Source organism: Nonomuraea cypriaca (assembly GCF_015645445.1).
GTDB lineage: Bacteria > Actinomycetota > Actinomycetes > Streptosporangiales > Streptosporangiaceae > Nonomuraea > Nonomuraea cypriaca.
This window is the reverse complement of sequence record NZ_JADOGI010000049.1, coordinates 42,072-54,882: the sequence shown is the minus strand read 5'-3', so window position 1 is coordinate 54,882 and position 12,811 is coordinate 42,072. Positions and strand designations below refer to the sequence as shown.

General features: G+C 68.7%; 13 protein-coding genes and 1 pseudogene. 7 read left to right on the top strand and 7 right to left on the bottom strand.

Translation table 11 applies throughout. The features are described 5' to 3' along the window. The 3 genes and pseudogenes from ITP53_RS18360 to ITP53_RS18350 form a co-directional block, all read left to right on the top strand. A pseudogene (locus ITP53_RS18360) lies at window positions 1-271 on the top strand (hypothetical protein); the annotation flags it as partial. After that, a complete protein-coding gene (locus ITP53_RS18355) occupies window positions 271-1,368 on the top strand; it encodes an ROK family protein (RefSeq protein WP_195896623.1) in 1,098 nt (365 codons plus the stop codon). The pseudogene ITP53_RS18360 and the gene ITP53_RS18355, both read left to right, overlap by 1 nt. A 64-nt stretch (window positions 1,369-1,432) precedes the next feature. Continuing rightward, window positions 1,433-1,789 carry a cupin domain-containing protein gene (locus ITP53_RS18350; RefSeq protein WP_195896622.1) on the top strand — a complete coding sequence of 119 codons (357 nt, stop codon included), beginning with the start codon at window positions 1,433-1,435 and terminating at the stop codon, window positions 1,787-1,789. Here ITP53_RS18350 and ITP53_RS18345 read toward each other — a convergent pair. The 3 genes from ITP53_RS18345 to purN form a co-directional block, all read right to left on the bottom strand. Further along, on the bottom strand, window positions 1,786-1,962 hold the full coding sequence (locus ITP53_RS18345; RefSeq protein ID WP_195896621.1) for a hypothetical protein: 177 nt from the start codon (window positions 1,960-1,962) through the stop codon (window positions 1,786-1,788). The two genes, ITP53_RS18350 and ITP53_RS18345, sit on opposite strands and share 4 nt — an antisense overlap. A 130-nt stretch (window positions 1,963-2,092) precedes the next feature. Beyond that, window positions 2,093-3,631 (bottom strand): bifunctional phosphoribosylaminoimidazolecarboxamide formyltransferase/IMP cyclohydrolase, encoded by a 1,539-nt coding sequence (gene purH, locus ITP53_RS18340; protein WP_195896620.1) that lies wholly within the window; start codon window positions 3,629-3,631, stop codon window positions 2,093-2,095. Then, entirely contained in the window at window positions 3,628-4,257 is a 630-nt protein-coding gene (purN, locus tag ITP53_RS18335) for a phosphoribosylglycinamide formyltransferase (protein ID WP_328814930.1), read from the bottom strand. The genes purH and purN overlap by 4 nt, the downstream gene beginning before the upstream one ends. A 77-nt stretch (window positions 4,258-4,334) precedes the next feature. On the opposite strand from purN, the gene ITP53_RS18330 reads away from it, so the two are divergent. Continuing rightward, complete coding sequence (locus tag ITP53_RS18330) at window positions 4,335-4,754, top strand: hypothetical protein (RefSeq protein WP_328814928.1); 420 nt, start codon at window positions 4,335-4,337, stop codon at window positions 4,752-4,754. A 42-nt stretch (window positions 4,755-4,796) separates the two neighbouring features. Here the strand turns inward: ITP53_RS18330 and ITP53_RS18325 are convergent, their stop codons facing one another. From ITP53_RS18325 to sucC, 3 genes are all read right to left on the bottom strand, one after another. Continuing rightward, the gene (locus ITP53_RS18325) at window positions 4,797-6,431 is read right to left on the bottom strand and encodes a cell division protein PerM (protein ID WP_195896618.1); all 1,635 of its coding nucleotides are present in this window, start codon (window positions 6,429-6,431) and stop codon (window positions 4,797-4,799) included. A gap of 362 nt (window positions 6,432-6,793) precedes the next feature. Then, window positions 6,794-7,669, bottom strand: a complete 876-nt coding sequence (gene sucD / locus ITP53_RS18320; RefSeq protein WP_195896617.1) for a succinate--CoA ligase subunit alpha — start codon at window positions 7,667-7,669, stop codon at window positions 6,794-6,796. A gap of 3 nt (window positions 7,670-7,672) precedes the next feature. Continuing rightward, window positions 7,673-8,854: an ADP-forming succinate--CoA ligase subunit beta gene (gene sucC, locus ITP53_RS18315; RefSeq protein WP_195896616.1), complete on the bottom strand. Its 1,182-nt coding sequence runs from the start codon at window positions 8,852-8,854 to the stop codon at window positions 7,673-7,675. A gap of 368 nt (window positions 8,855-9,222) precedes the next feature. Between sucC and ITP53_RS18310 the strand changes: the two genes are divergently transcribed. Beyond that, window positions 9,223-10,008 carry a hypothetical protein gene (locus tag ITP53_RS18310; RefSeq protein ID WP_195896615.1) on the top strand — a complete coding sequence of 262 codons (786 nt, stop codon included), beginning with the start codon at window positions 9,223-9,225 and terminating at the stop codon, window positions 10,006-10,008. A gap of 96 nt (window positions 10,009-10,104) precedes the next feature. Here ITP53_RS18310 and galE read toward each other — a convergent pair whose 3' ends face one another. Then, window positions 10,105-11,082, bottom strand: coding sequence for a UDP-glucose 4-epimerase GalE (gene galE / locus ITP53_RS18305; RefSeq protein ID WP_195896614.1), 978 nt, complete (start codon window positions 11,080-11,082; stop codon window positions 10,105-10,107). A 678-nt stretch (window positions 11,083-11,760) separates the two neighbouring features. Here galE and ITP53_RS18300 point away from each other — a divergent pair. Further along, window positions 11,761-12,405 (top strand): neutral zinc metallopeptidase, encoded by a 645-nt coding sequence (locus tag ITP53_RS18300; RefSeq protein WP_328814925.1) that lies wholly within the window; start codon window positions 11,761-11,763, stop codon window positions 12,403-12,405. A gap of 98 nt (window positions 12,406-12,503) precedes the next feature. After that, a complete protein-coding gene (locus ITP53_RS18295; RefSeq protein WP_195896613.1) occupies window positions 12,504-12,761 on the top strand; it encodes a WhiB family transcriptional regulator in 258 nt (85 codons plus the stop codon). Window positions 12,762-12,811 lie beyond the last annotated feature (50 nt).

The window sequence follows — 12,811 nt, the reverse complement described above, 5'->3', positions numbered from 1 at the left end:
CCCTGAGAGCACCGCCGAGGAGCCTGTGCCTGAGAGCACCGCCGTGCCTGAGGGCGCTACCCAGCAGCCCGTGCCCGAGAGCGCCACCGCTCGGCAACCGTCCCTTCACTCGCTCGGAGCGACCCACCATGACGTTCGACTCATCGAGGCCGCACGGCGGCAGGCCTTCGCGCGGTGGCTGGACGAGATGCGCGCCATGAAGGTACGACTCGTCCCCGGCCTGGAGCACCCTGGCGACCCCCGCCAGCCCGACAACCACCACAAACATTGATGACCTGCGTACTCGCGATTGACATCGGAGGGACCAAGCTCGCCGCCGCGCTGGTGGACGAGGCCGGTTCCATGCTGCGCTCCGCTACCCGGCCGACGCCGCGTACGGAGGTCATGTCCGCCCTGGCGGGCCTCATCGCGGAGGTGATGAACGGCGGCCCTCTGCCTGAGGCGGCCGGGATCGGCTGCGCGGGTCCGCTGGATCTCGCCACCGGCACCGTGAGCCCGGTCAACATGCCCAGCTGGCGCGGGTTCCCGCTGCGTGAGGAAGTACGGAAGCTGACGGGGCTGCCCACCGTGCTGGCCGGCGACGCCCAGTGCTTCGCGCTCGGGGAGCACTGGCTGGGCGCCGGGCGCGGCAGCACATCGCTACTCGGCATTGTCGTGTCCACAGGGATCGGCGGGGGCCTGGTGATCGACGGCGCGCCACTCCTCGGGCCGACCGGGAACGCCGGACATGTGGGCCATATGAGCATCGACCCCAACGGCGAACGGTGCGAATGCGGCGGGCGCGGATGCGTGGAGCGCTACTCCAGCGGCCCCAACCTCGCGCGCTGGGCGTTGGAGCATGGCTGGTCTCCCCATGAGGATCCCACCGACCCGACAGGGAACTCCGCAGGATCCGGCCGGGCGGTCAGCGGCACTGAGGCGATGGACGGGCAAGCCGAAGGCGCGGACGGGCGGGCCGGAGATGCGAGTTTGAGGGCCGAAGGTGCGAGCGGGAAGGCCGGAGATGCGGGCCTGGGGGCCGGCACGACGGTGAAGCATAACGGTGAGAAGGCTGATGCCCGGGCGCTGGCGCGGGATGCCGCGGCTGGGGATCCGGTTGCCGTGGCGGCGTTCGAGCGAGGGGCCAGGGCGCTGGCGGGCATGATCGCCTCGACCGCGGCCGCCGCTGAGGTCACGACCGTGGTCATCGGAGGCGGGGTGTCCGCCGCGGGCAAGGTCCTGTTCGAGCCCTTGGAACGAGCCCTCGACGACGTGGCCGGGCTGGCCTTCGTACGAGCGGTGCAGGTCAGACAGAGCACGCTCGGCGTCCACGCATCCCTGGCCGGAGCAGCCAACCTGGCCTGGCTAGCGATCACAGCGAACGGCTGAACCGCATGCCAATAACCGGAGATTGGCCCTGGATGACGTCTTGTCGCACCTGGAGCATGGGCCCATGACGACTACACACGAGACAGGTCCGGTGTCGATCGAGAAGGTCATCCAGACCTTGCCCGGCCCCTTTCAGCAGCGTGATCTGGTCACGGCGAACGACACAGTGGTTCGGATCGCCCGGTTCGAGGGCGAGTTCCCCTGGCACGAGCATGATGAGGACGAGCTCTTCCTGTGCTGGGACGGGAGCTTCCGCATCGAACTGGACGGTCGCGAACCGGTCACGCTGTCCGCGGGTGAGTTGTTCGTCGTGCCCAGGGGCACCAGGCATCGGCCCGTGGCCGCGCGCGCCGCGCATGCCCTGATGATCGAGCGCCCGGAGACCGGGCAGTACGGATCGTCCTCGGCGGCCGGCAGCTAGTCGCGTTCGGCGGCCTGGGCTTCGCGGCGCTCGATGATCCGGCGGGTGAGTGGGATGACCTCGACGACGCGGCTGCCGAGATAGGCGCCGATGAAGGCGACGATCACGAGAACGAAGGGGCTGGAGGAGAAGCCGTTCAGGGTGACGAACGCCTGCAGGATCACGTCGAGCAAGGGAGACTCCCGGGGCTGGGCGGAGCAGGGAAGGCCATCAGGCTAACCGGAAAGAGTCAGTGCTCGCCCCAAAACGCCCAAAAGACGACATAAACGATCATGTCGCCTTTTGGGGTTGGCCGGTGGACGATCAGTGGAAGAAGTGGCGGGTGCCGGTGAAGTACAGGGTGATACCGGCCTTCTCGGCCGCCTCGATGACCTCCTGGTCCCGGATGGAGCCGCCGGGCTCGACGATCGCGCGTACGCCCGCGTCGATCAGCACCTGCGCCCCGTCAGCGAACGGGAAGAACGCGTCCGACGCCGCCACGGAACCGGCCACCCGCTCGCCCGCCCTGGTGACCGCGAGGCGGCACGAGTCGACCCGGTTGACCTGGCCCATGCCGACGCCCACCGTCGCCTTGCCACTGGCCAGGAGGACGGCGTTGGACTTGACCGAGCGGCAGGCGCGCCAGGCGAACTCCAGGTCGGCCAGCAGCTCCGGTGAGGCGGGCTCGCCCGTCTTGAGCTCCCACTGCGCCGCCGCGTCGCCGGGCGCGTCCACGCGGTCGACGGTCTGTACGAGGAGGCCGCCGTTGATCTTGCGGAACTCGGTCGGCTCGGCCGGGCCCTGCGGGCAGAGCAGCAGGCGCAGGTTCTTCTTCCCGCGCAGCACCTCCAGCGCCTCCGCGTCATAGGCGGGGGCGATGACGACCTCGGTGAACACGTCGTAGATCTGCCTGGCCAGCTCGGCCGTGACCGCGCGGTTGACGGCGATCACGCCACCGTACGCCGACACGGGGTCGCACGCGTGCGCCTTGCGATGCGCGTCGGCCACGTCTGAGCCGATCGCGATGCCGCATGGGTTCTGGTGCTTGATGACGGCCACGCAGGGCTCGGCGAAGTCCCACGCCGCGCGCCAGGCGGCGTCGGAGTCGAGGTAGTTGTTGTACGACATCTCCTTGCCGTGCAACTGCTCGGCACCCGCCAGACCGCCCTGGCCGGCCGTGTAGAGGGCGGCGCGCTGGTGCGGGTTCTCGCCGTAGCGCAGGGTGGCCTCGCGCTCGTACGTGGCGCCGGTGAACGAAGGGAACTCGTCGCCCCCGGCCGTCCCCGCGAACCAGTTGGCCACGGCGACGTCGTATGAGGCCGTGTGCGCGTACGCGATGCCCGCGAGGTGCCTGCGCTCGGTCAGCGTGAAGCCGCCCTCGGCCAGTGCGGTGAGCACGTCGCCGTAGAAGCCGGGGTTGACCACGACGGCGCAGGTGTTGTGGTTCTTCGCGGCGCCCCGGATCATGGCGGGACCGCCGATGTCGATCTGCTCGACGCACTCCTCGTCGGAGGCGCCGGAGGCCACCGTCTCCTGGAACGGGTAGAGGTTGACCACGACCAGCTGGAACGGGTCGATCTCCAGCTCGTCCAGCTGGGCCACGTGGTGCGGCTTGGTGACGTCGGCCAGCAGTCCGGCGTGCACGCGCGGGTGCAGCGTCTTGACCCGGCCGTCGAGGCACTCCGGGAAGCCGGTCAGCTGCTCGACCTTGGTCACCGGGATCCCGTACGACGAGATCGCGGCGGCCGTGCCACCGGTCGAGACGATCTCCACCCCCGCGCCGTCGAGGGCCCTGGCCAGCTCCTCGAGCCCGGACTTGTCGTAAACAGCGATCAGCGCGCGCCGGATGGCGATGCGAGTCACGTGGATTCCCCTCCTGTTTGATTGCCGATTCGGACGATACGTCCGCTGACCGTCCAGCCCTCGCGGACCATCCGGCCGACGATCTCGACGAGCAGGCGGCGCTCGACGGTCTTGATCCGCTCGTGCAGCACCGCCTCGTCGTCATCCGGGAGTACGGGCACCGTTTCCTGCGCCACGATCGGCCCCGTGTCGACCCCCGCGTCGGCCAGCATCACCGTGCAGCCCGTCACCTTGACCCCGTGGGCCAGCGCGTCGCGGACGCCGTGGGCGCCGGGGAACGACGGCAGCAGCGCCGGGTGGGTGTTGAGCACGGGGAACGCCTCCAGCGTCGGCGCGCCCAAAATTTTCATGAAGCCTGCCGACACCACGAGGCTGGGGTCATACTCTGCGATCTTGGCGGCGATTGCCGCATCCCAGTCCGCCCGTGTCGGATAATTGCCCAATTTTTCAACAAATGTCGGGATTCCGGCCTTCGATGCCTTGACCAGCCCTTCGATCCCATCCCTGTCCGCGCCGACCGCTACCACCCGAGCCCCGTACGACGGGTCGGCAGAAGCGTCCAGCAGGGCCTGTAGGTTGGTTCCAGAGCCGGAGACGAGGACGACGAGCCGCCCAGCCTTAGACACGCACACTCTCCAAAGAGGAAACAGGGTGGGGGTGACAAGGATATCCGTTCCTCGTCCGGCGACGCAGAGGAGGTCAGGTGTCGACACCGGTGCAGGCACCGGCAGGCCAGCAGCCCGCTGACTCAGCGGGCCGCCGAGCGATCTGGTTGTCCATCGCAGCGCTGGCCATGACGTTCATGTTGCCGCTCGCCGGCCTGGTCATGGCGCTGTTCGCGCTGGTGACGGGCATCCGGGCGTTGCCGTTGCTGAAAGGCGCGGGCAAGCCCACGGGCATGGCCGTGAGCGGCATCACGGTCTCCTCGATCGCACTGGCGTTGTCCGCCATGGCCACGGGGATGCAGCTCTACCTGATGAACGAATACTCCGCCCTTCAGGAGTGCATGAAGGGGGCCGGCACGGTCATGTCGCAGGGTGAGTGCTTCACCCAGTTCAGGGACGCGGCCCAGCGCAAGCTCCCCGCCGACGTGCTCGAACTCCTCGGCACCATGCAGCCGTAAGCGCGGGTCAGCGAAAGGGCCGTTCAGCGGCGTAAGGGCCGCTCAGTCGCGGTCCCAGGCGTACGGGTCGACGTAGATGACGTGGCCGCCGCGGTCGTCGGATTCGTCCACGATGTCCGGCCGCGGCGGACGTACGACCGGGTCGGGCTTCGTCAGGAGCGGGCGGGCCTGTGACATCGTCTCGGCCTCGGCCGAGGCGTGCTCGTCCTGCCAGTCGTCCCGGATGACCGGGATCTGCTGGGTGTCGGCCTCGGTGGCGTCCATCCAGTGGCCGGGCAGCGGACGCGGGTCCGACTCGGCCAGCCCCACCTTGCTCGCCGCCTTGGCGATGGCCGCCCCGGCCTTGCGCACGGGAGCCGTCGCCTTGTCGAGCGGCGCTCTGGCCCGCTTGTTGAGCAGCAGCAGGTTGGCGACGCCCGCCGAGGTGCCCGCGGCCACCCCGACCTCCAGCGCCACCGACAGGGCCACCTCCCACGGCGAAGGACCGACGGCCGCCAGCCGCCCGCCGCCGATGGGCCCGCCGGACAACGCCGCCAGCGCCCCCGCCACGATCCCGGTGGAGACCCCGGTGAGGAAGCCCCAGAGGGGCGCGGCCTCGTACGAGGGAGAGGGCGAGATCCTGGCCACCATCACGCCCGCCACGGCCCCCGCCGCGAACGGCAGCGCGATCACCGCCATCATCCACGCCGGCACCGTCCCGCTCTCGGGCAGCGCGCCCAGCAGCGGCAGGCTCGGCACCGTGCCCAGGTGCACCCCCGTGGGCGCGACCAAGGTGTCCGCACCGATGGCGAACCCAGGACCGGCGATGTAGGAGACGCCCCAGATGACGGTGTTGAGCAGGTAGAGGAGTTGCAGCAGGATCAGCAGCACCCCGCCGACGAACCCCGGCGAGAGCACCTCGGACAGCTCCCTGACCTGCCCGAAGTTCAGCACGACCGCGACCAGCACCAGCAGGAGCCCGGCCACGAGCAGGACGGCCGTGGCGACGGCCGTGCCGACGGTCAGGGCGCGTATCCGCTCGGGCAGCAGCCGCAACATCACCTGCCAGGGCCCGATCATCCGCGCCGTGGCCAGCGCGCCCGCCAGGAACGCCAGTACGAAGTGGCTGAACAGCGCCTCACCGATGAACGGCTGCGTGATCTCGTTGTCCGCCACGAGCGCGATCAGCCCGGCGAGCAGCGCGTACGGGGCCGCCAGCGACACCCCCGCCTGCGCCACCAGGACGAGCTGGGCTCGGCGGCGGGCGTTGGCCTGCTCGCGCGGGCTGTTCTTGGGCAGCCGCGCGGGCAGCCGGAGCCGCAGGTCGGCGTCGCGCGCCATCCACCGCCCCGCGCGGTAGAGCAGCATCGCGGGCAGGATCATCAGGCCGAGCGGCAGCAGCCCGACCCGCCCGCTGGGGATCGCGAACCCGGCGTGGTGCGCGGCCAGCCACAACTGCGCCGCCGTACGGAACACACCCGGCAACCCCGCACCCAGCGTGCCGCGCGGGGCGGCGATCCAGCCGACCAGCGTCAGCGTGGTGAGTGCGGCCAGCCCGACGCCCAGAGTGCAGGCCGCGGCCAGCATTCCCGACACCGGTAGCGGCCGCCTGGCCTCATCGTCGTCGCTTGAGACCCCGGGGAGCTTGCCGAGCACCGACCGGGGGGCGGCACGCAACTGGTCGAGAATCGCCGTCACAGTAGGGGATTTTCTCAATCTTTCCCGACCGGCGCTTGGTTGACGCGCCGCGCGGATCCATTTTGTCTGTCCGGCCGGCGTTCGTGTCTCCCACGGTCGTCTTTTACGCCGCGACGGGGTTGCTCGCCGCTTTCTATGCCGGCGTCCGTGTTTTCATCATCATTTACGCTGCGACGGGGTTGCCCCAACCGCCGACCCGGGCCGGGCTCTGTCCAGGGAGACGCTTGCTGAGCCGGTCAGTGGCCGGCCGCCGCTACGACGCCCACTGGGCCGGCTCCGTGGTCACATGCGTACCACAGTCATCCTTGGGCAAAAGGAAGCCCCGCGTGGTGGGGAACCTCGCGGGGCCGTCCTGGGAGTTGTTACCGGGCCTGCATGATCTCGCGCATGAGGCGGGCGGTCTCGGAGGGGGTCTTGCCGACGCGGACGCCGACCTTCTCCAGGGCCTCCTTCTTGGCCTGGGCGGTGCCGGCCGAGCCGGACACGATGGCGCCCGCGTGGCCCATCGTCTTGCCCTCGGGAGCGGTGAAGCCCGCGACGTAGGCCACGACCGGCTTGCTGACGTGCTGCTCGATGTAGGCGGCGGCCCGCTCCTCGGCGTCGCCGCCGATCTCACCGATCATCACGATCGCGTCGGTGCCGGGGTCCTCCTGGAACGCCTGCAGCGCGTCGATGTGCGTGGTGCCGATGACGGGGTCGCCGCCGATGCCGACGGCCGTCGAGAAGCCGAAGTCGCGCAGCTCGTACATCAGCTGGTAGGTCAGGGTGCCTGACTTGGAGACCAGGCCGATGCGACCGGCGGTGGTGATGTCGGCGGGGATGATGCCGGCGTTGGAGGCGCCAGGGGAGGCGATGCCGGGGCAGTTGGGGCCGATGATGCGGGTCCTGTTGCCGTTCGCGACGGCGTAGGCCCAGAATGCCGTCGAGTCGTGCACGGGCACGCCCTCGGTGATCACCACGCAGAGCGGGATCTCGGCGTCGATGGCCTCCATGACGGCGTCCTTGGTGAACGCCGGGGGCACGAACACGACCGACACGTCGGCGCCGGTCTGCTCCATGGCCTCCTTGACCGTGCCGAACACGGGCAGGCCCACATGCGTGGTGCCAGCCTTGCGGGCGTTGACACCACCCACGACGCGGGCTCCGGAGGCGAGCATGCGGCGGGTGTGCTTGGTGCCCTCACCGCCCGTCATGCCCTGAACGATGATCTTGCTGTTCTCAGTCAACCAGATGGCCATGTGTCACGCACCTACCGCAGCGAGCTCGGCGGCCCGCTTGGCCGCGTCGTCCATCGTGTCTACCAGCTCGACGCGCGGGAGTGCGGCGTCGGCCAGGATCTGCCGCCCGAGCTGGGCGTTGTTGCCGTCGAGGCGGACCACCAGAGGGTGGGTCACGGCCTCGCCACGGCCTTCGAGTAGCTTGAACGCCGAGACGATGCCGTTGGCGACGGCGTCGCAGGCGGTGATGCCGCCGAAGACGTTCACGAAGATCGACTTCACGGCGGGGTCGGAGAGGATGATCTCCAGACCGGCGGCCATGACCTCGGCCGACGCGCCACCGCCGATGTCGAGGAAGTTGGCGGGGGACGGCTTGCCCGGGACCGCCTCACCGGCGTAGGCGACCACGTCGAGCGTGGACATGACCAGGCCGGCGCCGTTGCCGATGATGCCGACGTCGCCGTCGAGCTTGACGTAGTTGAGGTCCTTCTCCTTGGCCTTGGCCTCGAGCGGGTCCTCGGCCGCCTTGTCGGCGAGCGCCTCGTGGTCGGCCTGCCTGAACGTGGCGTTGTCGTCGAGCGTGACCTTGCCGTCCAGCGCCTTCACCTGGCCGTCGGCCGAGAGGATCATGGGGTTGACCTCGACGAGCGTGGCGTCCTCATCGACGAAGCAGCACCAGAGCTTCTCGATGAGCTCGGCGGCGCCGTCGAGCGACTTCTCGGGCAGGCCGCCCGCCGCCGCGATCTCGCGGGCCTTGGCGCGGTCGACACCGGTCAGCGCCGAGACGGGCACCTTGGCCACCTTCTCGGGCGCGGTGTGGGCGACCTCTTCGATGTCCATGCCGCCCGCGGCGGAGCAGATGGCGAGGAATGTACGGTTCGCGCGGTCGAGCAGGAAGGAGAAGTAGTACTCCTCCGCGATCGCGCTGGCCTCCTCCACGAGCACCTTGTGGACCGTGTGGCCCTTGATGTCCATGCCCAGGATGGCCTCGGCCTTGGTCACGGCGTCGGCGGCGTCGTCGGCCACCTTCACGCCACCGGCCTTGCCCCGGCCACCGGTCTTGACCTGGGCCTTGACGACGACGCGGCCGGTCAGCTGCACTGCGGCCGCCCGCGCCTCCTCCACGGTGTGGGCGACGATGCCGCGTGGCACCGGGATGCCGTAGTCAGCGAAGAGCTCCTTCGCCTGATGTTCGAACAGGTCCACGAGGGTCCGTCCTCTTTCCGTTGGTCGCTCGCCCTCCTCACTCGCTTCGCGGACTGCCTCGTCCTCGGCCTTCCGCTCCACTCGCTGTGTCGGGTTCGCTCCGTGCTTTTCCGACTGATGTTCGACGGCCCGGGCAACCCCGTGCGTGCCGGGCGTTTCCGCCAGTGAAGCCTAGCCCGAAGCTTGACCTGCCCAGGTCATCGGGTGGTGGTTCTCTCGCTCTGTGACACTCATCTCACTTCTCCACTCGGCCTCCGCGCCTAACTTCGCACCGATTCGGCGGCGTACGTACTGACTGCCGATATATGGTCGTGATCTTCGATTGGCAGAATCCCTGCTCCCTCTCCTTTTGGAATCGAAGGAAACGTATGAAGCGAATTCTCGCGGGCGTGGCGTTAACCGCGGCCGCCGCGCTCTTGACGGCCGCACCGGCGCAGGCGGCGCCCGCGGATCCGGTCAAGGCACTGAAGAAGCAGTTCGTGGCGGGGCATGGGGTACGAATCTCCGAGACCTCGAAAATGACGTCCGACGGCAAGAGCCAGACCTCGAGGACGACCGGTTCTCTCGTGTTCGGCAAGTCGGGGGTCGTCGCCTCGGAGCTCAGGAACAGCGGCAAGGCCGACCTGCTCACTCCGCCACGCGTCATCACGATCGGCGGTCACAGCTACGTCCAGGGCGGGCTGTTCAGCGAGGACCTCCCCGAGGGCAAGAAGTGGGTCCGCTACACCGGTGCGGCGAGCGGCACCACGCAGAACCAGATCATCGACATCTTCGATTCGAAGGTGCTGAAGGCCATCGTCTCGAAGGCCAAGAGCTTCAAGGGCGGAACCTACAAGGGTTCGCTCACCTACTCCGAGCTGAGCAAGATCTACGGCCAGAAGCTCACCGGCGTGATCGGCAAGATCAAGATCGACTACCAGCTCTCGGTCAACTCCAAGGGCCTGGCGACCAGGCTCGTCTCGGGCTGGGGCATGGACTTCGGCATCCTCGGCAAGGCTCGCTCCACCACCGACACCCGGTTCACCGGGTGGGGCTCCAAGGTGAGCGTCAAGGCTCCGCCGAAGTCGCAGTGGATCGAAGTGGACGACCTCGGCGCGGACACCGAGGTTCCGCAGAGCATCCCGGAGAACTCGATCAACTCGCTCGCCGGCTAACTCCGGCAGCCGCTCTCCCGCCGGCTCGGCGGGAGAGCCTCGTCTTGGGCGGTGCCGGCACTTTGGCGGCGTCGCTGGACAGCCGTGATCGGGACCCTAACCGAGCCGGGACTCTCTCAGCGCCGCCCATTCGAGCGAGTGCCTGATGCCGTCCTCGACGGAGTAGTGCGCCTGCCAGCCGAGCAGGCGGCGGGCGCGGTCGCTGCGGGTGTAGGCGCCGGCCACGTCTCCAGGGCGGGCGGGGGCCTCGGTCACCTCGATCGGGCGGTCGACGACCCGGTTGAACGCGTCGACCAGCTCACGGACCGTGGTGCCCGCGCCGGTGCCCAGATTGATCACGTCGGTGTCCAGCTCGTCGAACCGGCGCAGGGCCGCCACGTGCGCCGCCGCCAGGTCCCATACGTGGACGTAGTCGCGGATGCCGGTGCCGTCCCTCGTCGGGTAGCCGGCGCCGGTGATCTGGAAGGGGACGCCGTCCTCGTACGACTCGATCATCTTGCCCAGGGCGTGGCTGGGTCGGCGCAGTTGCAGGCCGGTACGCATCCGGGGGTCGGCGCCGATCGGGTTGAAGTAGCGCAGGGAGAGGATGTCGATGGGGCGGCCGGCGGCGATGTCGGCGAACATGGCCTCGCACACGGCCTTGGTCCGCGCGTAAGGGCTCTGGGGGTCGAGCGGGGACTTCTCGTCGACCGTGTGGTCGTCGCCGGCGCGGTAGATCGACGCCGAGGAGCTGAAGATCATCCGGCTGCAGCCGTTGCGCAGGAGGTGGTCGGTGAACTCGAGGCTCTTGGCGACGTTCGCGCGGTAGTAGCCGACGGGGTCGGCCACGGAGTCCGGAACGACGATGAGCGCCGCGCAGTGGATGACCGCCTCTATATCCGGATATTCGGCGAATATCTTGTCAATCAGCGAGCCGTCGCTGATATCCCCCTCATAGAACACCCGCCCCTCAGCGAACTCCCGCCGCCCGGTCACGAGACTGTCGAGAATGACGGGTGCGATCCCGGCATCCAGACACGCCGACGCGACCGTACTGCCGATATATCCGGCCCCACCGCTGATCAATACACGCATCCCAGCACCCTAACTCCATCGTTGTGCACCTGTCCTTGAGCGCCGTACGTGGCTGATCTCCCATGCCCCCGCGATGGCTGACCCCCGCGACAGCTGATCTCCCAACCCCTTCCATCCTGTACGGCTGCGCCAAGCGGGCCGCCACCCGCCGCAGGTGGCTGACGGCACTCCAGGAACACGGCCTCTGAGCCCTTCAGTGGCTCGCCGCCGCTACGGCGCGCTCTGTGGGCCGACTCCGTGGCCAAAAGCCGGACCCAAGGCCGAGCCGGAAGTAGACCAGCACCCGGCCCAGTCGGAGCGGCGCCGTGGTTATCAGGGATGCGGGGGCTCAGGCCGGGGTCGGAGGCCGTAGGCGGGGATGGGTTAGAAGCTGGCGGGCTGGGGGCTGGTCTCGGTTGGGGGTGGCGTGCGACATTTCGTGATATGCGCAACGGCGTGGCAGTCGTCATGTTCGGTCCAGGAGGATCGGGCGGAAATATCCGGAAAAGGGATGATGATGGCTCGATGTCTTCGCTTATATGCGGGGGTCCTGCTTCGGCCTCGAATGAACGGTCACGGGGCTGAGGCCAATCACGACATCATGGACGTGAACGGCGCGGGGCAGGGGGCGTTGCGTGCCCTGAGGCTCCGGTGCGTCGAGCGGATTCGTACCGAAGAGTCCGTGCACGCATGGGATGCGTGAAGCCCGTGACTCGTGCGCTGATCGTCGGTCTGGTCCTGCTGCTGGCGGGCTGTGGCCTGGTCAGGCAACCCTCCATGGACACTGAGGGAGCCGACTCGTTCGAGGACGACATCCGTACGGCGCGTACGCTCGCGGAGGAGTTCTGGAAGCAGCAGTTCAGCCAGCTCGGCCAGACTTATCGGCCCATCGCCGACTTCATCCCTTACTCGGGCCGTTCCGGGCCGAGCTGCGGCGGGGAGGAGTCCGTGCCGAACAATGCCTTTTACTGTCCCCTCGGCCATTTCATTGCCTTTGATAAGCAATGGATGGAGTCATTGTGGAACGAGATGGGGGACGGGTCGGTCTATGTGATCATTCCTCATGAGTTCGGGCATGCGGTGCAGGCTCAGCTCGAGACCCGGTTCGAGCTGAACGTACAGGCGGAGCTGCAGGCTGACTGCTACGCGGGAGGCACGTTGTCGGCCCTGGTCGGCTCGGGGGTGCTCCAGGCGCAGGATGGAGACGAGAACGAGCTGCTCCTCAGCCTGGCCGCCGCCGGTGACCCGACGGACGACTGGTTCAACCCGGCCGCCCACGGCACGGCGGAACAACGCCAGGCGTCGTTCGTGATCGGCTACCGGGACGGGGTTGGCGGCTGCTGAGGTCGTACACGCTGCCGGCCCGTGGGACCCAGGGATGTATTTGCGGGTAAACCCACAGGATGATGTGTCCGATCATGGCCACGCCTTACCTTGGACCCATGCCATTGGAGGAGATCAGCTGGCTGCGCCGGGGGGCGTGCAGATCCAGCGACCCGGACCTCTTCTTCCCACTCGCCCCCTCCCCCTCGCAGGAAGCGAGCGCCAAGGCGGTCTGCGCAGGCTGCCAGGTCATCGAGGAGTGCCGTTCGTATGCCTTACGGGCAGGCGAGTCGGAGGGCATCTGGGGCGGTCTCACGCCGCAGGAACGCCGCCGCACCCGCTTCCCCAAAGGCTTGCGCAGCCCCGCCGCCTCATGACCCGCCCGGCGTGTTGCCCACAACACGCCGGGCCGGGCCCGGCACCTCGC

What these genes read in the sequence shown, in the direction of transcription:
- galE (WP_195896614.1), bottom strand. Translation starts at nt 11,082, where the DNA reads ATGCGTGTATTGATCAGCGGTGGGGCCGGATATATCGGCAGTACGGTC.
- sucD (WP_195896617.1), bottom strand. Translation starts at nt 7,669, where the DNA reads ATGGCCATCTGGTTGACTGAGAACAGCAAGATCATCGTTCAGGGCATG.
- ITP53_RS18355 (WP_195896623.1), top strand. Translation starts at nt 271, where the DNA reads ATGACCTGCGTACTCGCGATTGACATCGGAGGGACCAAGCTCGCCGCC.
- ITP53_RS18350 (WP_195896622.1), top strand. Translation starts at nt 1,433, where the DNA reads ATGACGACTACACACGAGACAGGTCCGGTGTCGATCGAGAAGGTCATC.
- ITP53_RS18310 (WP_195896615.1), top strand. Translation starts at nt 9,223, where the DNA reads ATGAAGCGAATTCTCGCGGGCGTGGCGTTAACCGCGGCCGCCGCGCTC.
- ITP53_RS18295 (WP_195896613.1), top strand. Translation starts at nt 12,504, where the DNA reads ATGCCATTGGAGGAGATCAGCTGGCTGCGCCGGGGGGCGTGCAGATCC.